This window comes from Paenibacillus sp. TAB_01, from assembly GCF_043945595.1.
Classification (GTDB): Bacteria; Bacillota; Bacilli; order Paenibacillales; family NBRC-103111; genus Paenibacillus_S.
In genome coordinates this window covers 3,479,996-3,498,478 of record NZ_JBIFNP010000001.1, presented here as the reverse complement: position 1 = coordinate 3,498,478, position 18,483 = coordinate 3,479,996, and the positions used below count along the sequence as shown (strand labels likewise).

Annotated in this window: 16 protein-coding genes and 2 pseudogenes; 15 read left to right on the top strand and 3 right to left on the bottom strand. The window is 54.3% G+C overall.

Features of this window, described 5'->3' with window-relative positions; translation table 11 throughout:
- The first annotated feature begins 53 nt into the window (after positions 1-53).
- From ACHHV8_RS16865 to ACHHV8_RS16850, 4 genes and pseudogenes are all read left to right on the top strand, one after another.
- Positions 54-1,685 carry a glycosyl hydrolase family 18 protein gene (locus ACHHV8_RS16865; RefSeq protein ID WP_395159847.1) on the top strand — a complete coding sequence of 544 codons (1,632 nt, stop codon included), beginning with the start codon at positions 54-56 and terminating at the stop codon, positions 1,683-1,685.
- A gap of 241 nt (positions 1,686-1,926) precedes the next feature.
- Entirely contained in the window at positions 1,927-2,487 is a 561-nt protein-coding gene (locus ACHHV8_RS16860) for a sigma-70 family RNA polymerase sigma factor (protein ID WP_395159845.1), read from the top strand.
- Positions 2,411-2,884, top strand: coding sequence for a nuclear transport factor 2 family protein (locus ACHHV8_RS16855; RefSeq protein WP_395159843.1), 474 nt, complete (start codon positions 2,411-2,413; stop codon positions 2,882-2,884). Before ACHHV8_RS16860 ends, ACHHV8_RS16855 begins: the two co-directional genes overlap by 77 nt.
- Before the next feature lie 76 nt (positions 2,885-2,960).
- Positions 2,961-3,387: pseudogene (locus ACHHV8_RS16850) on the top strand (SRPBCC family protein).
- A gap of 83 nt (positions 3,388-3,470) precedes the next feature.
- Here ACHHV8_RS16850 and ACHHV8_RS16845 read toward each other — a convergent pair.
- On the bottom strand, positions 3,471-3,887 hold the full coding sequence (locus ACHHV8_RS16845; RefSeq protein ID WP_395159841.1) for a VOC family protein: 417 nt from the start codon (positions 3,885-3,887) through the stop codon (positions 3,471-3,473).
- A gap of 157 nt (positions 3,888-4,044) precedes the next feature.
- Here ACHHV8_RS16845 and ACHHV8_RS16840 point away from each other — a divergent pair, with 157 nt between their 5' ends.
- Positions 4,045-4,989, top strand: coding sequence for an alpha/beta hydrolase (locus tag ACHHV8_RS16840; RefSeq protein ID WP_395159839.1), 945 nt, complete (start codon positions 4,045-4,047; stop codon positions 4,987-4,989).
- A 3-nt stretch (positions 4,990-4,992) separates the two neighbouring features.
- On the opposite strand, the gene ACHHV8_RS16835 is transcribed toward ACHHV8_RS16840, so the two are convergent.
- Both ACHHV8_RS16835 and ACHHV8_RS16830 read right to left on the bottom strand, forming a co-directional pair.
- Entirely contained in the window at positions 4,993-5,127 is a 135-nt protein-coding gene (locus tag ACHHV8_RS16835; RefSeq protein WP_395159837.1) for a hypothetical protein, read from the bottom strand.
- On the bottom strand, positions 5,099-5,431 hold the full coding sequence (locus ACHHV8_RS16830) for a MarR family winged helix-turn-helix transcriptional regulator (RefSeq protein ID WP_395159835.1): 333 nt from the start codon (positions 5,429-5,431) through the stop codon (positions 5,099-5,101). Before ACHHV8_RS16830 ends, ACHHV8_RS16835 begins: the two co-directional genes overlap by 29 nt.
- Before the next feature lie 116 nt (positions 5,432-5,547).
- Here ACHHV8_RS16830 and ACHHV8_RS16825 point away from each other — a divergent pair, with 116 nt between their 5' ends.
- The 10 genes and pseudogenes from ACHHV8_RS16825 (at position 5,548) to ACHHV8_RS16770 (ending at position 18,459) form a co-directional block, all read left to right on the top strand.
- On the top strand, positions 5,548-6,138 hold the full coding sequence (locus tag ACHHV8_RS16825; protein WP_395159833.1) for an NAD(P)H-dependent oxidoreductase: 591 nt from the start codon (positions 5,548-5,550) through the stop codon (positions 6,136-6,138).
- Between the two features lie 185 nt (positions 6,139-6,323).
- A pseudogene (locus ACHHV8_RS16815) lies at positions 6,324-8,308 on the top strand (Na+/H+ antiporter).
- Between the two features lie 289 nt (positions 8,309-8,597).
- Positions 8,598-9,272, top strand: a complete 675-nt coding sequence (locus ACHHV8_RS16805; RefSeq protein WP_395159824.1) for a hypothetical protein — start codon at positions 8,598-8,600, stop codon at positions 9,270-9,272.
- Between the two features lie 110 nt (positions 9,273-9,382).
- A complete protein-coding gene (locus tag ACHHV8_RS16800) occupies positions 9,383-10,846 on the top strand; it encodes a helix-turn-helix domain-containing protein (RefSeq protein ID WP_395159822.1) in 1,464 nt (487 codons plus the stop codon).
- A 324-nt stretch (positions 10,847-11,170) separates the two neighbouring features.
- Complete coding sequence (locus ACHHV8_RS16795) at positions 11,171-12,769, top strand: extracellular solute-binding protein (protein ID WP_395159820.1); 1,599 nt, start codon at positions 11,171-11,173, stop codon at positions 12,767-12,769.
- 122 nt (positions 12,770-12,891) lie between these two features.
- Positions 12,892-13,776, top strand: a complete 885-nt coding sequence (locus ACHHV8_RS16790) for an ABC transporter permease (protein WP_395163539.1) — start codon at positions 12,892-12,894, stop codon at positions 13,774-13,776.
- Positions 13,777-14,038: 262 nt separating this feature from the next.
- Complete coding sequence (locus tag ACHHV8_RS16785) at positions 14,039-14,911, top strand: carbohydrate ABC transporter permease (RefSeq protein ID WP_395159818.1); 873 nt, start codon at positions 14,039-14,041, stop codon at positions 14,909-14,911.
- Between the two features lie 48 nt (positions 14,912-14,959).
- Positions 14,960-15,910 (top strand): sugar phosphate isomerase/epimerase family protein, encoded by a 951-nt coding sequence (locus ACHHV8_RS16780; protein ID WP_395159816.1) that lies wholly within the window; start codon positions 14,960-14,962, stop codon positions 15,908-15,910.
- Entirely contained in the window at positions 15,907-16,578 is a 672-nt protein-coding gene (locus ACHHV8_RS16775) for a hypothetical protein (protein ID WP_395159814.1), read from the top strand. Before ACHHV8_RS16780 ends, ACHHV8_RS16775 begins: the two co-directional genes overlap by 4 nt.
- Positions 16,579-16,599: 21 nt before the next feature.
- Positions 16,600-18,459, top strand: coding sequence for a hypothetical protein (locus ACHHV8_RS16770; RefSeq protein ID WP_395159812.1), 1,860 nt, complete (start codon positions 16,600-16,602; stop codon positions 18,457-18,459).
- Positions 18,460-18,483: the final 24 nt, after the last annotated feature.

Sequence of the window (18,483 nt, the reverse complement as noted above, 5' to 3'; positions counted from 1 at the left end):
AGCTCATGCAGAGATGATAGAGTCTCAAATGCTTTAATTATTGGAGGGATATTTTGTATAAAAAGGCGATTTCCATTACTTTACTGGCGTTATCGTTGTTTCAAACCGCTTCAGCCCAGGCATATACGTCTCGTTTGACGCCGTTTGCCGATGTCGATGAGAAGGCCTGGTCGGCGGAAAATATATATATGCTGTCCTCAGTTAATGCTCTCGACGGCTATGAGGACGGTACCTTTCGTCCATTGGATGCGATGACCCGCGAGGCGTTCCTTCGTTTATTCGTTTCGGCGGTGAACGCAAAGCCGGAGGCCCAGGCCATTCCTATAAAAGATGTCGCGCCCGGCCGCTGGTCGTACGAACCGATCCAAGCCGCGTTACAGCGTCATTGGATTAATTTCATGCTGGACGATGCGGGCGAATTCAGGCCTGCCGAGCCGATTCAGCGCCAAGAAGCGGCAGCGGTGATGGGACATATGCTGCTGGACAAGCTTTCCCAGCCGGAGCGAGAGCAATGGCTGAACTCCGGCTGGCTGGTCGAGCGGGACAAGCTGGCATTTGCGGACACGTCCGGTATTGCAGAGTCGCTGGCGCCATACGTGTTCTATACGGTGCAGCAGGGGATTATGCAGGGAAACGAAACCGGCTTCAGCCCGGTGCAGCCGCTTAACCGCCAGGAAGCGGCTAAGGTGATCCGGCTTGCGTTGGATATGACGCTTCGCGCTAAGCCGCTGGAGATCACAGGATTTTATGCGATTCAATCTTATGCCAGTCTGAACCGGGTGCCGCTGCTGGATCAGGTCGCGATGGGCTGGTCCCATCTCAGCTATTCAGGCGCAGGCGCAGCCGAAGCGAGCCTGGCTAAGGACAGCTCGAAGTTCTCCATCCCGGACGGCTGGGAGGAGGTAACGGCTGCAGCGGATCAGGCAGCTGCAGCCAAGGAGCTGGTCGTGTTCGCTAACGAGAGCCATCATGTGACGCAGTTTCTTGCCGATGCTGCCGCACGCAAAGCATTCGTCGCTTCCCTGCTCCGGCTGCTGGACGATCCGAAATACGGATTTCAAGGGGTATGTCTGGATTTCGAGGATTTATATCAAGAGTCGTCCCGTGAAGACTTCAATGCGTTCGTCGGTGAGATCAAGGACGCGCTCAAGGGGAACAAGCTGACCGTTGCGCTGCCGCCGTTATTTTATTATGCGGGGTATGATGCGAAATTTATTGGCGGCAAGGCGGATACGGTCATCCTCATGGCTTACAATTTCCTGCATAAGGACAGCAGGCTTCCATCCGCTCCGCTGCCGCTCGTTTCCGAGGCTGTGCGGCAGATGCTGGATGCCGGAGTCAGCGCCGATAAGCTGGTGCTCGGGATAGGCAAACAGGCAAATCAATGGATTGACCGTCCCGGCGAGGCGGCTGTGTATGAATCGCCGGCCAGCGACTTAGTTGAACAGAGGCTGAAGCAGCCGGGAGTTGCCCAGTCGCTTGCTTATCCGTATTTGCTGAACCGGATAACTTACGAGGATAACGGCCAGCATGAGCTGTATTACGAGGATGCGGACAGCATCGAACGAAAAATGTGGGTGGCCCGTTATTACGGATTGAAGGGCGTTTCCCTGTGGTATATGGGCCAGTTCACGGATCAGGATTGGGAGCGGATTGCTGCGGAGAATCGAGATATATCGAAATAAGCCCATCCAAACCATCAAAGCCCAGCTAAGCTCAGGCCAGCACTTCCAAGGGGAGGCGCTGGCCTGTTGGGTGTTGATTTGTACCCGTCTTCAACAGGGAGGCGGGTGACGTCGAAACGGCACCATGACCAGGCAATCTAAATGAATCCACAATCCTGCCTAGTTATTCTATTGAGGCTGTCCGCTTCATTGCATATAATGAAGGTACTGCCCTTCGGGGAGAGCGTTAAGGGAGGCCGCGATGAACGAGAAAGCATTTGACGAACCATTATTTGCAAGCTTGAAGCCGGGCTTAACTTCGTTCTGTTACCGAATGCTAGGCTCCATGGACGATGCGGATGATGCCGTTCAGGAGACGAGTATTCGGGTCTGGCAGAGCTGGAGCACGTTCAGACAGGATTCCTCATTCAAAACTTGGGTCTATCGAATTGCCTCCAACCTGTGCTTGGACAAGCTGAGACAATCCAAACGCCGCGCGCTTCCCGTTGACCTGTTCGATCCGGCCGTCGCCATCGTCGAGCCGCGTGACACGCTGCCGGACTCTGCCTGGATCTGGCCGTCTCCCGACTTTGAGGGCAATCCGGAGGATCGGCTCATCCGCAGAGATACCCTTCAACTGTGCTTCATCGCTCTCTTGCAGACCTTGCCTCCGCGGCAGCGCGCGGTACTCATTTTGAAGGATGTATTTGAATGGCTCGTCCAAGCAGATCGCGGAAACGTTGGCGGTGTCGCCGGCAGCGGTGAACAGCGCCTTGCAAAGAGCCCGAGAGACGTTGGACCGGGCGCAGCTTCGCTCGGATGAGCTCAGCAGCATGGACGTTCAACCGGAGCAGCAGCTGCTGTCCCGGTATGTGGAGGCCTTCGAGCAATTCGATATCGCTGCGCTCGTCGCGTTGTTCCACGAGGAAGGCTGCATGTCGATGCCGCCCTTCGAGATGTGGATTCGCGGCAAGGAAGATTTGGCCGCCTTCTATTCGCTTACTCGCTGGCATTGCGAAGGTTCGCGATTTGTGCCCATTACGGTGAATGGCGGTTATCCGGCGTTGGCCCAGTATATGCCGGACAAAGAGGGCTCCGGCCTGGTACCCTGGGGCATCCACGTCATCGAAACCAAAGAAAATCAAATCCTGCACGTTCAAAACTTCATTCATGCGCCATTATTTTCGCGATTTGGGCTGCCTGAGCGAATTGACCGATGAATTTTGTCGTTGGCTTACGTCTATATTATTGAGAATAACCAAACAACGAAAATCATGAAAGAGGTGTCTATCTAAAATGGAAACGAATCAACCGACGAAAGTAACCGTGCAAGCCGTCATTCAAGCCCCTGTCGAGAAGGTATGGCGCTATTCGAACCGAGCCGGATCACATCACGAAGTGGAATCAAGCGTCCGAGGACTGGCATGCGCCGAGAGCCGAAAACGATCTGCGGGTCGGCGGCAAGTTTCTGACACGGATGGAAGCGAAGGATGGCAGCATGGGCTTTGATTTTGGCGGCGTCTACGATGTCGTGAATCGGCATGAGGCGATCGGCTACACCATGGAAGACGGAAGAGGAGTGGATATTGCTTTCGTCGATCAAGGGAATGAGACGAAGGTCATTGAAACGTTCGATGCGGAAAGCTCCAATCCCGTCGAATTCCAGCAAGCAGGCTGGCAAGCGATCCTGGACAATTTCAAAGCCTATACCGAACAAAACTAATCATCGCCAAAAAGACGCCGGGAAGATGCGATGCCCGGCGTCTTTCTTTGTGAACCCTAGTACGAGCGTGCTCCCCGTTAGCCTTAACCTTGTGCCGCATCCATGTTCATGCAGTTGATGGCCCACAGATGACCGTCCAAGTCCACGAAGCCCCAATGATACATGAACCCATGATATTCAGGTTCAGCGTGCAATTTCCCGCCCAAGGAGACCGCGGTATTCACGATTTCATCGACCTTTTCCCGGCTCTCGAAGGCCAAGGCGATCGTCATCTGCGCATACTTGCTCGTATCGACGGATTTCTTCTCCGTGAGCGTATTGAAGAAGGCTTGATTGATCAGCATGACCTGCAGGTTATCGCCGATCACGATGGCTGCCGAATTCTCGTTATCGGGGAATTGCGGGTTGAGCTCGAATCCGAGTCCGGTGAAGAACGCTTTCGATTGTTCTACGTTTGTTACAGGGAGGTTGAAGCTCGTGAATGCGGACGTTAATGCCATTTTCAAAACACCTCTTCGATAAATTATTTTGTGTTCATTTATGCCTTCATTTATATAGACGACAGCCGATCCGGGAATTCATCGGTCTCTAACGTTTGGAATCCTCGCTTTTCGTGTAAAAAGAGGGTATACCAAACACAGAAAGGAGCCATGCCTTATGGCTAAACAAGTCAAATTGGAACCGGAAGCGCAGCAGTTCGTCGAGGAAACGGCAAATCCGCCGTTCTTATACCAGCTCGGACCGGAGAAGGGCAGGAAAAAGGTGGACGAGGTCCAATCCGCTCCTGTGGACAAGCCCGACGTCGAAGTGGAGGAACGCCAAGTGCCCGGCGGCCCTAACGGGGAGGTGCCGGTAACGATTCTGAAGCCGCGGAACGCCGAAGGTCCGCTTCCGGTTATCGTCTACATTCATGGAGCCGGCTGGGTATTCGGCAATGCGCACACGCATGACCGTCTGATCCGGGAGCTTGCCGCAGGCTCGCAATCGGTGGTCGTGTTCCCGAATTACAGTCTGGCGCCGGAGCATCGGTATCCGACGGCGCTGGAAGAGATATACGCCGTTGTTAAGTGGGTGGCTGAGCATGGCGAGGATATCGGCGCCGATGCTTCCCGCTTGACGGTCGGCGGGGACAGCGTAGGCGGCAACATGACGGCTGCCGTTACGCTGCTGGCCAAGGAGCGGGGCGGCCCATCCATCCGCAAGCAGCTGCTGTTCTATCCCGTAACGGACGCTTCGTTCGATACGGAATCCTACCAGCAGTTCGCCGAAGGCTACTTCCTGAGCAGAGAGGGCATGCAGTGGTTCTGGGATCAGTATACGACCGACCCGAAGCAGCGGGCCGAGATTACCGTCTCGCCGCTTCGCGCCTCGGTCGAGCAGCTGAAGGGGCTGCCTCCGGCGCTTGTCATTACCGGCGAAGCCGACGTGCTCCGGGACGAGGGCGAAGCTTATGCGGACAAGCTCCGCGAAGCGGGAGTGCGGGTCACGGCCGTGCGCTTCCAGGGCATCATCCATGACTTCGTCATGCTGAATGCTCTGGCTGAGACAGCCGCCGCGCGCGGCGCGATGCTGCTTGCCAACGCTTGGCTTAAGGAAGACTGAGACTTATTTCCCCGGATCAAAGACGTTGGACTGCAGCACGTCGATAGCGTGCCCGATGTCGGCCAAGTCCTGGGAAGCAGCATTCTGAAGCCGCTGGCGGAAACGGGCCTCAATCTGCTGGAACACCTTCGCCATCATGGCTTCGCCTTCCGCTGTCAGACGAACATACTGCTTGCGCCGGTCGCTCGGGATCGGCGTATTTTTCGCATAGCCGCTTTTCGCACAATTTCTTGATCTCGCGGCTTGTATTCGGCAGAGACATGTGCTGGCAATCGCTGATCTGGCTTGGCGTCACCGGCTGGCTGACGGCAATATACTCCAGTATTTGATATTGAACGGGCGTGACGGCCTCCGGCCTCACGTCTTTTGTCATTTCTTGGGTCACTTGATGCACCGATGCGGTAAACGATACGAATTTTTGAAATAAAACATGCGGGTCCACACTATCACCTCGGGTCTACCATATCAAATTAATTATCATTATACAATTATCAATTGACAACTAAAATGAGGGTATGCTACCCTTTGCTTATCAAATGATAAGTAAGAGGTGGGGAAATGAACACGCTGGTCATTTATACGCATCCTAATCATCAAAGCTTAAGCTATGCCTTTTTGCAAAAGGTTCTCGAAGGCAGCAGGGAGAACCCTGCGATTTCGGACATTCAAGTGCTCGATCTGTATGAAGAGAAGTTTGATCCGGTGCTTGTTTTCAACGAGCAGAAACGGCGGAGGGAGATGCATGCCGATCCGCTCCTCGCCAAATACCGGGAGCAAATGATGTGGGCAGATTTGATCGTGATGGTTTATCCGATCTGGTGGGGCAGACCGCCGGCGATGCTGATGGGGTATATCGATAAAATGTTCGCCGCGGGGTTTGCCTACAAGGATAAGGGAGGCCTGCTGCCCGAGGGGCTGCTGCGGGGAAAGTCGGTCGTCTGTATCTCCACGATGAAAGAACCGGCGCTCTATCCCTTGCTATGGCTGAATAATGCCCACAAAATATTGATGAGAAAAGCGCTTTTCAGCTTTGTCGGCATCCGTAAAGTCAAATTTTTCGAATTCGGCTCGATGGAAAGCCCGAAGGGGAAACACGAGGCGAAGCTGAACCGGGTCTACCGCTATTTCCAACAAACCGCAGGACGTTAAGCGCGGTCCGTTTGGCGCTTCTTTTTATAGAAGACTTTCGCAGCAGTTCCGAATGAAGGGCAGACGCGAAGGTCTTTTTTTGCGTAAATATCGATTATTTCCTTTTCTTATGCATATAAAAACGTCATCCATGGAAAATATGGTTAAACAATACCAGAACCTAATACATGGAGGTACGCGGTCTGATGGAATTATTATTAATGGTTCTTATTCTGCTGATGCTGATCGGGATTTCGAATGTCATCCATCGGTTTCTGCCGTTTATTCCGGTGCCGCTGATCCAGATTACGCTTGGCGTCACGGCTGCGTTCATGCCCAAGCTGCATCATGTGCCGCTTAATCCGGAGCTGTTCCTCGTCTTGTTCATTGCTCCGCTGTTGTTTAATGACGGGATGGTCATTCCAAGGAACGAGCTGTGGAATCTGCGTAAATACATCCTGCTGATGGCGCTCGGCCTTGTTTTCTTAACGGTTCTGATTGCCGGTTCCGTTCATCCATTGGCTGATTCCGGCGATTCCGTTATCCGCGGCTTTTGCGCTGGCGGCTATATTGTCGCCTACCGATGCGGTAGCGGTCGGCTCCTTATCGGGCCGCGTCAAGCTGCCGGCCTCAATGATGCGGCTGCTGGAGGGCGAAGCGCTGATGAATGACGCTTCCGGTCTCGTTGCGTTTAACTTCGCGATCGCCGCGACGGTGACAGGGCAATTCTCGCTGTCCAAAGCGGTGGGAAGCTTCGTTATTATCGCGACGGGAGGCCTGGTGATCGGGACCTTCCTCGGCTTCGCCGTGATTTGGCTGCGGGTATTTCTCCGCCGGCTCGGCATCGAAGACGTCACTTTACATATGTTAATTATTATTCTGACTCCCTTTGTCATTTATCTTATCGCCGAGGAATGTCATGTGTCGGGCATCCTGTCCGTCGTCGCGGCCGGAATCGTGCATTCGATTGAAAGAGACCGGATGGAGCTTGCGTCGGTGCGGCTGCGAATCGTATCCGACAGCACCTGGTCGGTGATTCTGTTCTCCTTGAACGGCCTTGTTTTTCTGCTGCTGGGGCTTGAAATTCCGGGCGTTATAGCCACCATATGGGAAGATCCGTCCTATCGAAACGGACTAGTCTTAGGGTATATTCTCCTGATTACGGCGGTGCTGATGCTGATCCGTTTTCTGTGGGTTCTGGCTGCCGACCGGCAATTTCATTCAGCGCTCCTTACGACGCTGTCCGGTGTGCGCGGTGCGCTCACCTTAGCCGCTTCCTTTTCCATTCCGATGCTGCTTGAGAACGGCAGCTTGTTCCCGCAGCGGAGCCTGATTCTTTTTATCAGCGCAGGGGTCATTCTGCTGACTCTCGTCACGGCGAGTATTGTGCTTCCGCTGCTGACATGCAGCCCAGAGAAGGAAGTGAAAGGGAACCAAAATGCAGCGGAAATCGAACGCAGGGCAAGAATCCGGGTTATCGAGGCGGGGCTGCATGCGATCCGCGAGGAAACGGATGATGAGAACCGTGCGGAAGCCGTCAAGCTGATCTCGGAGTACAATCGCTTGCTGCAAATGACCAGGCTGCAGGGCAGGCTGGACTATGGAAGCTCCTGGAAGACCGCTGTCAAGCTGCGTCTGGAAGGGCTGAAGGCGGAACGGGAGGTTATCGAGCGGTGGCAGAAGGAGCATCGGATTTCTCCGCAGCTTGCCGCTCATTTTCAATCGTCTTTAAGCCAGGTCGAGCTTATTTTGACGAACCGGTTAAAAATCAGGCTGCTGCTGTATCTCACATGCGACCGCCTTGAAGAGCCGGAGGCATCGTATGCAGCTGCAAGCCGATCCGACCTGGAGCGGGGTAAAAGCGATGAAGCTGGAAGCTATTTACGCGGCAATCGAACGCATGGAGCAGCTGGAAACGGAGGATAACCGCGATATGCTCCGCAGCATTCTGGCCGATTACCGCAGCATGGCCGAGCAGCTGGAGCACAGGATGAGCGGTCAGCCTGTCGGCAGTCCGAAGAAATCGGTTCGGAGAGACCTGGAGCTGAAAGCTTTTCAGGCGGAACGCAACGAAATTCAAAGCATGTACGAGAACGGCGATATTGACCGCAATTTGGCCGGAGCGCTGAGAATTCATATTAATTACCGCGAAGCCAGTGTTATGGAAGCACAAACCGTCCATTCGGAATGAGCGGCGGATGGAAAACGGTTGGTCTGCCGAAAAAAGTTGGTTGTCATGAGCGATACTTTTGAGTTACAAAGGAATCGGGGCCCTATCGGCGAGGCCTTAAGTGCAGCGATTGAGCCTTTCTGTATGGAAAATGGAGCCAGGCTCCGGCTTGTCGCTGGACATCGTTTCTTTGTATAATGACTACACTGACAGGGCTGAGCAATCCGGACAACCCGTTTCGGTTCCTAGAACTGAAAACGGGTTGCTTTATTTCAGCTGCGCATACCAATCGTTGAGGAGCTAGTGGGCTATGGAGAAGACCTGGTATAACCGATTGCTGCTATCTTATTTTCCGATTTTGTTTATAACCGTCAGCATGATCATATTTGTATCCGTTTCCATGATGAGCGAAATTTCCATTAAAGAAACGGAAAAGGCGAATCGGATTTTTGCCAAATACGTGATTGATTCCATGGAAACCTCGTTGAAGGGAATGGAACGCGTCATTTTGGAAGAGGCCGGGAACAGCGACGCGCTGTATGAATTTTTCGAGATGAGGAATGAAGGGCAGGCGGGGATGGTCAACTACCAGGCTTCGATTGAGCTGCATAAAATCATCGACGACAACCCTTCCATTCAATCGATCTATTTGTACCGGGCCAAAGATCAACAGGTGCTGACGACCAATGCGATCCAGGCGCTCGATACGTTCGAAGACAAGGCTTTCGTGGAGCAGTCGCTCGAGAAGCCGAATAACACGGGCTGGTCTGCAGTCCGAATGTATTCGGATTTAAGCCTGCAGCCGAAGGAAAAGGTCATTTCCATCAGCAAAAAGGCGCTGCTTCCTTTCGGTAACCAAGGAATCATCGTCGTCAACGTCCGGGTCAGCTCGCTTCTGCGCATCGTAGAGGAGATGATTAACCTGGAAATCACCTTCATGGATATCAGGGATGAGGGGGACAGCGCGTTTATCCTGTCGAGCTGACAGGAGCCGCGGAACACACCGGGGAGGTATCCGACGAAGGCAGCGTCATTACGGACATTCATTCCGATGTCGTCGGCTGGAATTTTGTCAGCGGCATCAAGGGAGGCCGGATGTTCGGCTGGGTATCGGCGATCTCTCATCTGTGGCTGGGTATTGGCGTGCTGACCGTGCTGTTCAGCATTCTGTATACGTTCTACGTCACGCGCAGAAATTATAAGCCGATCGAAGGCATTATGGAGCAGATCAATAAATATCAGAGCCGCAGCCCGTTGAAGGGCAAGAGCGGCGACGAATTTTCCTTCATCGGCAGGGTATTGGAAAATTTAATGGATCAAACCAGCCGTTACGAGAAGCGGTACCGGGAGGATCTGATTGTCCGGCGCAAGCAGTTTTTCCTGGATTGGCTGGGCGGGCAGACCCCGATGGAGGCAAAGGAATGGGCTTTGCACATGGGCCGCTACAGCCTGCCGAGCCGGTTTACGCAGCTGGCGGTCGGCGTAGCCGAAATCGATGCGTTCGCATCGTTCCAACGGAGCTATACTGCGACGGACCAGCATTTGCTGAAATTTGCTCTTACCAACGTAGTACATGAGCTGTCCGATCCGTCGTGGCTGACGATATGGGCGGAGTGGATTTCCGATAAGCGTCTGGCCATCCTCCTGATGCTGCACCGGGAAGAAGAGGCGAGCGCCGAAGCCGTAAACGATTTGCTGGACCGTTTCCGTACATGGGTGGCGGTTAATTTGAAGTTTTCGTTAACGCTGGGCGTAGGGCGGAGCACGGAACGGCTTTCGGGCGTGAACGCTTCCTTCGGGGAAGCGGCTGCCGCGCTGGAATACAAGATGTCGCTTGGGAGCAATCAGGTGATCCGCTACGAAGAAATTGCAGCGGCCAAGCCGGGGGATACGCATAAATATTTTCAGCTGATGGATGCGATGATTCAGGAATTTCGGATGGCCGATGCCAGCTGGCAGCTTCAGGTCGATCAATATGCCGAATTTCTGGGACAGGATGTGCTCAAGGAAGCCGAGATCAACCATCTGCTGCAGTATTTCCTCCGGCTGCTGGAGCGGACGATCGAAGGGCTGTCTCCCGAAATCGGCCAATACTGGCGGGAGGTCATTCATCCGCAGCTGACCCAGGCGCTTGACACCTCCGAAACGTCGGAAGAACTGCTGCCCGTCTTCGTCTCCTCGCTCAAGCAGCTGCACGGAAAGTATATTTCGCTCAGAGATGCCAAAAGCCATCACCAGCTGGTCAACGAGATCCGCCAATATATTGAGGACAATTATGCTAATCCGGACTTATCGCTTAATTTAATTGCCGATCAGTTTCATGTGAACGCCAAATATTCCAGTCATCTGTTCAAGGAAGCCTATGGCATGAAGTTCGTCGACTTTCTGATGAATTTAAGAATGGAGCATGCCAAAAAGCTGCTGCTGCAAACCGACCTGCCGCTGCAGGATATTTCCGAGAAGGTCGGCTACACTCACTCGATTTCGTTCGGGCGGACGTTCAAGAAAGTCGTCGGCGTCACACCCGGGGATTACCGCAAATATACGCCGAATGAGTAGCGGACGGAAGGCTCCGGTGTGCTGTCAGCGGCATGCGGAGCCTTTTGTTACGCCTCCGGGCGCTCATCCGACAAATGGTTTGTCATCGGATTCCGGTTGGTCGGCAGGGGTATAAGCCCTGCGCGAATCGGTTTGCCTGTGAGAATCATGTTGGTTGACCCTCCGACGGGCGACCCTGTATAACGGAGATACATCCCCGCGGTTCACTCCATCCGGCACTGGTTCAATAAAGAGTCGGGACGTGGAAGCGCCAGGGGGCGAAAGTCAACGAAGCATACGGTACAGAAATAAGCGAATAAGCGAAAACAAAGGAGATGCATCGCATTGAAAAAGAAAGCGCTTAAACGAAATGCGGCTTCCGTTCTTGCGGCAGCGACGGCCTTCGGCCTGCTGATCGGCTGCACCAGCAAAGAAGAACAGCCAGGGGCGGCCCCAGTGACGGGCGGCAGCGGCTCCGACGACCAGCAGGTGACCTTGAAGGTGGAGGTGTTCGATCGGGGCAACTCGCCGGCCGGGATGACCGTCACGAACAATCAGGTAACGAAGTGGGTGCAGGATACGTTCGGCACGCCGAACCATATTAAGCTGGAATTTGTGCCGGTTCCCCGGGCGCAGGAAGTGGATAAGCTGAATGTGCTGATGGCAAGCGGCGACTCGCCGGATATTGTCTTCACCTATGACCCGAACCTGGTTTACAAATATGTTCAGCAGGGCGGCCTGATGGACTTGGGGCAGCTGCTGGAGGCGAACGGGGCCAACCTCAAAAGCTATCTGGGCAGCGACACGCTGGAATACGGCAAGTTCGACGGCAAGCAGTATGCAATCCCGGCGAAGCGCGTTTACTTAGGCAAGTATTCCTCGATGATCCGTCAGGATTGGCTCGACAAGCTCGGGCTGCCGGTTCCGAAAACGACCGATGAAGTATATGCGACGCTGAAAGCGTTCAAGGAAAAAAATCCGGGCGGCAGCGGCACGATTCCGCTGGGCTTCTCCCTGGCCCCAGCTTCCTATGAGCCGATCATTTGGCCTTTCATTAAGAAAACCTCGGACGAGGAGAGATACACGCTGATGCAGCTGCTCGGGTCCGGCGATAAGCCGACCTTGATGCCCGGCCATAAAGAAGGCGTTAAATTCCTGAACAAGCTTTACAATGAAGGGCTCCTTTCGCCGGATTTCGCGCTGGATAAAGACAAGAAGAAGCTTCAGCAGGACGTGATGACCGGCAAGGTAGGCATGTATGCCGAGGATGCGGGGCAAAGCTACGGTACGGCGCCCGAAGTGGCAGGCATTCTGCAGAAAAACGTACAAGGCGCCAAAATTACCCCGATCGATCCTTACACCAATGAAGAAGGCAAGCATACGAAGCCGGGCTATCAGCCGGCCGGGATGTACATTATGATTCCGAAAACAAGCAAAAAAGGCGAAGCTGCCATGAAATATTTGAACTGGATGGCCCAGAAGGATGTGCTGAACCGCCTGACCAACGGCGAGGAAGGCAAAAACTATACGCTGCAGGACGGCATTCCGATTGTAAAGGATGACGAGGCAACGAAGAATCTCCTCTATAACGCAGGAGACATGAGACTGGTGTCCAACGGTCTAGACCTTGGCGACAATGCGAAGAATCTGAAGGCGATGTCGCTCGCCGTTCCGGAAGCCTTCCGCGCCGATGCCGCCGTTTCATACCAGAACGGACTGGCCGACGGCATTCCTCCGCTCCGCTTCGACCGTCCGATCCAGGCAGAGGTGAAGTACGGCAAGGTGCTGCTCGACAAGTATGAAGAAATGCTCGTCAAGTGCATGATGGCCAAACCGGATGAGTTCGACAAGGTGTACGACGCCATGCTCAAGGATTATATGACGAGCGGCGGCGAGGAAATCAAGAAGGAACGGACAGAGGCTTACAAAAATATGAAAAAGTAAGCTTTCACGAAACACCGGGAACCGGGTTCTGAAACCGGAGGAAGCGGGGGCTTTCTCCGGGGGGGCCCGGGGTAAGACGAGATAGGAGGAGCTGATGTGAAGTGAGAGGCACAGGAGCCTATATGATCCGTTATTGGCAGCTGTACGCCATGCTGCTACTGCCTTTGGTATACTTCGTCGTATTCAAGTACGGACCGATGTACGGTGTGACGATTGCGTTCAAAGAGTTCAATTTGTTTCAAGGAATTAACAAAAGCCCCTGGATCGGCTTAGCCACCTTCCGCGAAATTTTTAAAATGGATGCGTTCTATGTGGCGCTGCGCAACACCTTTATGCTTAATTTTCTGGATCTGATTTTCTCCTTTCCCGCACCGATCGTGCTGGCTTTAATGCTTAACGAGCTGGGCAGGGTCTGGTTCAAGAAGCTGTCCCAGACGATTCTGTATTTGCCGCATTTTATATCCTGGGTTATTATCGGCGGCATTGTCTATCAGGCGTTCTCGACGAACTCCGGCGTAGTGAACCATTTGCTCGGAAATATCGGAATCGGTCCGGTTCCGTTCCTGTCGGATAAATATTATTGGCTCATTACCTATTTGGGCACGGGGATATGGCAGAGCGCCGGCTGGGGTACTATCATCTATTTGGCGGCGCTGACCGCTATTAACAAAGAGCTGTACGAGGCCGCGGATGTGGATGGAGCGGGGCGTTTTGCAAAAATATGGAATATCACGCTGCCCGGAATCCGTTCCACGATTATCGTGCTGCTTATTCTAAAGCTGGGCGAAATGGTCCAGATCGGCTTCGACCGCCCTTTTGTGATCGGCAATGTGACGGTCGCGGAATTTTCACAGGTATTAAGCACGTTCGTCTACAAAATGGGGATGCAGACAGGCGAATATTCCGTAGCTACGGCCGTCGGCTTTTTTCAGGCTGTCGTAGGCCTGGTCTTCATTCTGAGCTCCAATTACATTTCCAAGAAAACGACGGATGAGAGCATTCTTTAACAGTTCGAAAGCCGCTCGTTTCTCTTTGAGGCCGCTGCAACTAGCGGAGAAATACGGAATCGTTCTGGAGAAGCGAAAGCGTTCGCCTTTGTCCCTGGATTTCAACCGCTAATAGCGGAATGTAATCAAAGAAATCCAGGGACAACAGCGATCGGAAGAATGTTCCGTACTCGCAGCGATGACTTTTTTAGCGGAAGCCTTCTTTTTACGACGTTTTTGTCGCCAGCTATTCGATCCTCTTTATTAGGAAAGGAGTCTTCTTATGAACGTAAAGGCCGGCAGCCGGTTGTTCGATGGAGTCAATGCAGCGCTGCTGCTTATAGCTCTGCTCCTGTGTCTGGCTCCGTTTCTTCATATTGTGTCGATTTCTCTGAGTTCCAACAAGCCGATTATGTCGGGTGTGGTGACGATTTTTCCGGTTGAGCTGAACTGGGAGGCGTACAATCGGGTATTGGCCGATGCGGCCATGCTCCGTTCGCTCGGTTTATCGGTCGGGCTTACCGCGCTCTTCACTGTAATGTGCATGCTGATGACGATCTGCGCAGCGTATCCGCTGACCAAGACGGAGCTGAAGGGCCGTAAAGTGTTTATGTATTTGATCGTGTTTACGATGTTTTTCAGCGGAGGGATTATTCCCGAGTATATCCTTGTAAAGGAGCTCCATCTGGTCAATACGATCTGGTCGCTGATTTTGCCGATGCTGGTCAATCCTTTTTATCTGATCATATTAATTACGTTTTTCAATAATATTCCGAAAAGTCTGGAGGAGTCGGCGGAGCTTGACGGAAGCTCGCACTTCGGGACGCTGGTGCGGATCATTCTGCCGCTGTCGATGCCCGCGATCGCCACGCTGAGCCTGTTCTATGCGGTAAACCGCTGGAACGGATTTATGGATTCGCTGTTCTACATTACCGATCCGAATCTGTACCCGCTGCAATTGAAGCTGTACCAGATGATCATGAACAGCATGATGACGGATCAGATGCAGATGGAAGGCGCGCAGATCGTGCAGGTGCTGCCGGAGAGCTTGAAGGCGGCGAGCATCGTTGTCGCGACCCTCCCGATTCTGATCGTCTATCCGTGGCTGCAGCGGTATTTTGTATCCGGTATTATGCTTGGCTCGGTAAAAGGTTAGCGCTCAACGGTTAATAGGCTCTTGTTAACGGCTGAAGGAGGAGAAACGATGCAAGACAAGGGAGAATATGCATTCTCAACCTGCTGGAACATCAAACGCCACACGGACGGCAGGGCAATGATCGAAGAAATCCGCGGGCTCGGCTTTCGCAGGGTGGAGCTGAATTATAACGTTACCCGGGAGCATCTGCACACGATCGAACCGATGATTGAACAGGGAGAGATCGGTATTTCCAGTGTGCATAACGTGTTTCCCTATATCGATGATAAAGATTATGACACGGACTCCGTTATGCTGGGATTTGACGACGAAGCGAAGCGGCAGCGCTCCGTAGAACTGCTGATCGGCTCGATGGAATATGCCGACCGGTACGGAGCCCAGGCGGTCGTCGTCCATCCGGGCGAGGTGCCCTTCGAGTACAACATCGATGCGGAGCTGAAGAAGCGCTATCGCGAGCAGGGCAAGACATCGGAAGCCTATCAATCGCTGTGGGCGGAGATGCTGGAGCGGCGCGAACGGTTGAGCCCGATCTATACGAAGCACATGCAGGAGAGTCTGGAGAAGGCGTGCGAGCATGCCGCCAAACGGGGCTGGAGCATTGCCATCGGCATAGAGACGCGCTCACGCTGCTACCAGATGCCGACGCTGATGGAAGCGAAGGCGATCTGCGATCATTTGCAGGGGGCGCCTGTCTATTTGTGGTACGATATCGGCCACGCGACGATGATGGAGCGGATGGGCTTGTACGATAACACTGTAGAGCTGGAGCAGGTTAAGCGGTATATCTATGGCGTTCATATTCATGAAACGCTGGAGCTCTCCGACCACTGGTGCCCTTATGTGCACAGCAAGGATTTGACGGGGTTCGACCGTTTTCTGGACGCGATCGGGCAGGCGAAAGTAAAAGTATACGAGCTGAAGGCCGCCTGCCGGCCGGAAGAAATCGATGAGAGTCACCGGTTCATTACCGGTAAGCTCGAAGGCAGGGGAAGCAGATGAGCGGGCTGGAACGGAGCCTGGCCGTTAAGTATGCGCCTGTCTTGTACTTTGACCGAAGAGAGCCTTTTTATCCCGTCAGGGTGGGGATTACCGTTTTCACGGAGCCGGGGCCGTCGCCGTCGTTTCGCAGGAAAATAAAATTTGACGTTCCGGACATTTCGTTCGTCATCGAATATGCGATTTATTGGGATTACGATATTCAGCATTTGTATGAGCTGGAGCATGTTTGGGTCTATGTGGGGCGTTCCGGAGAGGTACTCGACGCGGAGGCGAGCTTTCACGGTAAATATTTGAAGTCGCTGCTGCCGCAAAAGAGCAATCTGGACGGCACGCATGTACGGCTGTATTCGCAGCCCGGCAAGCATGCGTTCTCGCCGATGAAGGAATTGTTCGAGCTTGTCCCGAACCTGCGGACGGCTGCGGGCGATGAGGCGGGAGCGGACGGGTTGACCGTCCCGGATATGCTCCGCGGCCGACTCTCATCGGATGCAGCTGTGAACCGGCTTGTCAGAGAGCATCTGCAGTCGCTAGCGTTCGAGCCGTCGATGCAGTTTGAAGCGTATCGTATTCCGGAGGAGCTGTATACCATCTGGAATCAATTATATGAGGAAATACCGGGACGTATCGAGAGCGAGCTGGCCAAGTTGAGGGCCAGATACCAAGCATAAAGATAAAGGAGACGGATACACATGGATTCAACCTATATCAAACTGGTTCGCCTGTATGATGAGTCTGTGCAGTCAGCTTTAAGCAAGCAGGTTCGGGACGTATCGTCCAAATATGCCGGCGGCATCATGGATGCGTCGGGCATTCCCCGCCCGAACCACGGCGGTACGCCCAGCGTAATGGCTTGCTGGGCTTGCGCCTTGGTCAATCCCGAGTCGCGGTATTATCACGATGCCGAGCTGCTCGCCGCCTTCGATCTGGCGGCCGATTTCATGCTGAACCGCCAGCATGCGGACGGCACGGTATCGCTCGGCTCGACGAATTTCAACTCGCCGCCCGACACGGGCTTCGTCGTCGGCGGAGTGGCGCAGATGTACCAGCTGCTGTCGCGGCACGGCTGGCCGGACATCCAGCCGTCCGCAGCGAAGCTGAAGCTGTTCCTGGAGCGGACTCTGCCCGCGATGCTGACGGGCGGCTGCCATACGCCGAATCACCGCTGGGTGCTTACCGCTGCGCTGTCGCTGCTCTATGAGATCTTCCCGCTGCCGGAGCTTGCCGCAAGAGCCGAGGAATGGCTTGCGGAGGGGCTGGACATCACCGTGGACGGCGAGTGGACCGAACGCAGCAACGGCATCTACAACGCCGTCAGCGACATTGCGCTCTATCACACCGGCCGGGTACTTCACCGGCCCGAGCTGCTGGAGGCCGTCCGCCGCAATCTGCGGATGATGGTCTATCTCGTGCATCCGTCCGGAGAGATCGTAACGGATTATTCGGGCCGTCAGGACTTCGGTCATACGTATCGCCCGGCTACCTATTTCCTCTCGTACCGCCTGATGGCGGCACACGACCGGGATCCGCTGTTCGCCGCGATGGCCGATTATGCAGGCTCGTTCATTCAAGGAACGGAGGGGGTCAACAATAACGCGCTGCTGCAATTGCTTCTGTATCCGAAGGAAACCGATATCAGCGGGCTGGAGCGCGCATCGCTGCCGGACCGTTATGTCAAGCTCATCAACGGCTCACACACGGCGGAAGAGCATCTGAAGCGGATCGAATCGGTTGGGCACCACATGAAAATACAGCACAGCAGCATGCATCTTGCTTTCGGCGCGCCGATCGTCCGCATCCGGGACGGGGAGACCAGCGTGACGGTTATGACGAGGACGCCTTCCTTCTTCTCCCTCCGGCACGGAAAGGTTCGGCTGCTTGGAGTCAAGCTCTCCACATCTTTTTCGCCAGGGATCGTCAAGTTTGAGGAGCTGATATGCGAGGGGAACGGCTATAAGCTGGGTGTGACGATGGAGAAAGGCTATAACGGCCCGATTCCCAAGGAAAAGCTGCTGCCGCAGGAAAGCTTTGGAGAACAGGCAGCGGCGGCTTCCGGGGCGCAGAGCATGCCGGAGGCAAGCGGGGAAAGCCGGATGCCGCCGGATGCGTCGCATGAGCGGCAGTTAAGCTCCGGTGCGGCGGGAGCGCAAGGCGAACCGAGCCCCTGGTATTTGCTGCCGCATCAGCACCGTCCGCTGACCCATGTCCAGACACACCGTCTGACCGCTGAGCTGATGCCGGAGGATTCGGGCTGGCGCATGCGGATCGTATCCGATGAACGGGAGGATGTGCTGACCCAGCTGACCTTTATTCTCGGGGCCGAAGGCGAGCTGCAGGGCGAGGGCTTGGCTGCTGCCGGCGAGGGACGCTATATGCTGCAAAGCGGCACGGCCCGCTATACTGCCGGCGGCGATGCGCTCGAGATATCGCCGGGAGCCTATGAGCATTTCGTAGCGGAGCTGCGCGACGACAGCCATCCCGCGGGCTGCCAATATGTGCATCTGAACTGGGTGACCCCGTTCGATAAAACCGTCGCGGTGCGGTTGAGGTAAGATCAACAACTACCTAAAAGAGTG

Excerpts from the sequence above, each read along its gene's own strand:
- ACHHV8_RS16860 (WP_395159845.1), top strand. The coding sequence starts at position 1,927 with ATGAACGAGAAAGCATTTGACGAACCATTATTTGCAAGCTTGAAGCCG.
- ACHHV8_RS16845 (WP_395159841.1), bottom strand. The coding sequence starts at position 3,887 with ATGGCATTAACGTCCGCATTCACGAGCTTCAACCTCCCTGTAACAAAC.
- ACHHV8_RS16840 (WP_395159839.1), top strand. The coding sequence starts at position 4,045 with ATGGCTAAACAAGTCAAATTGGAACCGGAAGCGCAGCAGTTCGTCGAG.
- ACHHV8_RS16835 (WP_395159837.1), bottom strand. The coding sequence starts at position 5,127 with ATGATGGCGAAGGTGTTCCAGCAGATTGAGGCCCGTTTCCGCCAGCGG.
- ACHHV8_RS16825 (WP_395159833.1), top strand. The coding sequence starts at position 5,548 with ATGAACACGCTGGTCATTTATACGCATCCTAATCATCAAAGCTTAAGC.
- ACHHV8_RS16805 (WP_395159824.1), top strand. The coding sequence starts at position 8,598 with ATGGAGAAGACCTGGTATAACCGATTGCTGCTATCTTATTTTCCGATT.
- ACHHV8_RS16800 (WP_395159822.1), top strand. The coding sequence starts at position 9,383 with ATGTTCGGCTGGGTATCGGCGATCTCTCATCTGTGGCTGGGTATTGGC.
- ACHHV8_RS16790 (WP_395163539.1), top strand. The coding sequence starts at position 12,892 with ATGATCCGTTATTGGCAGCTGTACGCCATGCTGCTACTGCCTTTGGTA.
- ACHHV8_RS16785 (WP_395159818.1), top strand. The coding sequence starts at position 14,039 with ATGAACGTAAAGGCCGGCAGCCGGTTGTTCGATGGAGTCAATGCAGCG.
- ACHHV8_RS16780 (WP_395159816.1), top strand. The coding sequence starts at position 14,960 with ATGCAAGACAAGGGAGAATATGCATTCTCAACCTGCTGGAACATCAAA.
- ACHHV8_RS16775 (WP_395159814.1), top strand. The coding sequence starts at position 15,907 with ATGAGCGGGCTGGAACGGAGCCTGGCCGTTAAGTATGCGCCTGTCTTG.
- ACHHV8_RS16770 (WP_395159812.1), top strand. The coding sequence starts at position 16,600 with ATGGATTCAACCTATATCAAACTGGTTCGCCTGTATGATGAGTCTGTG.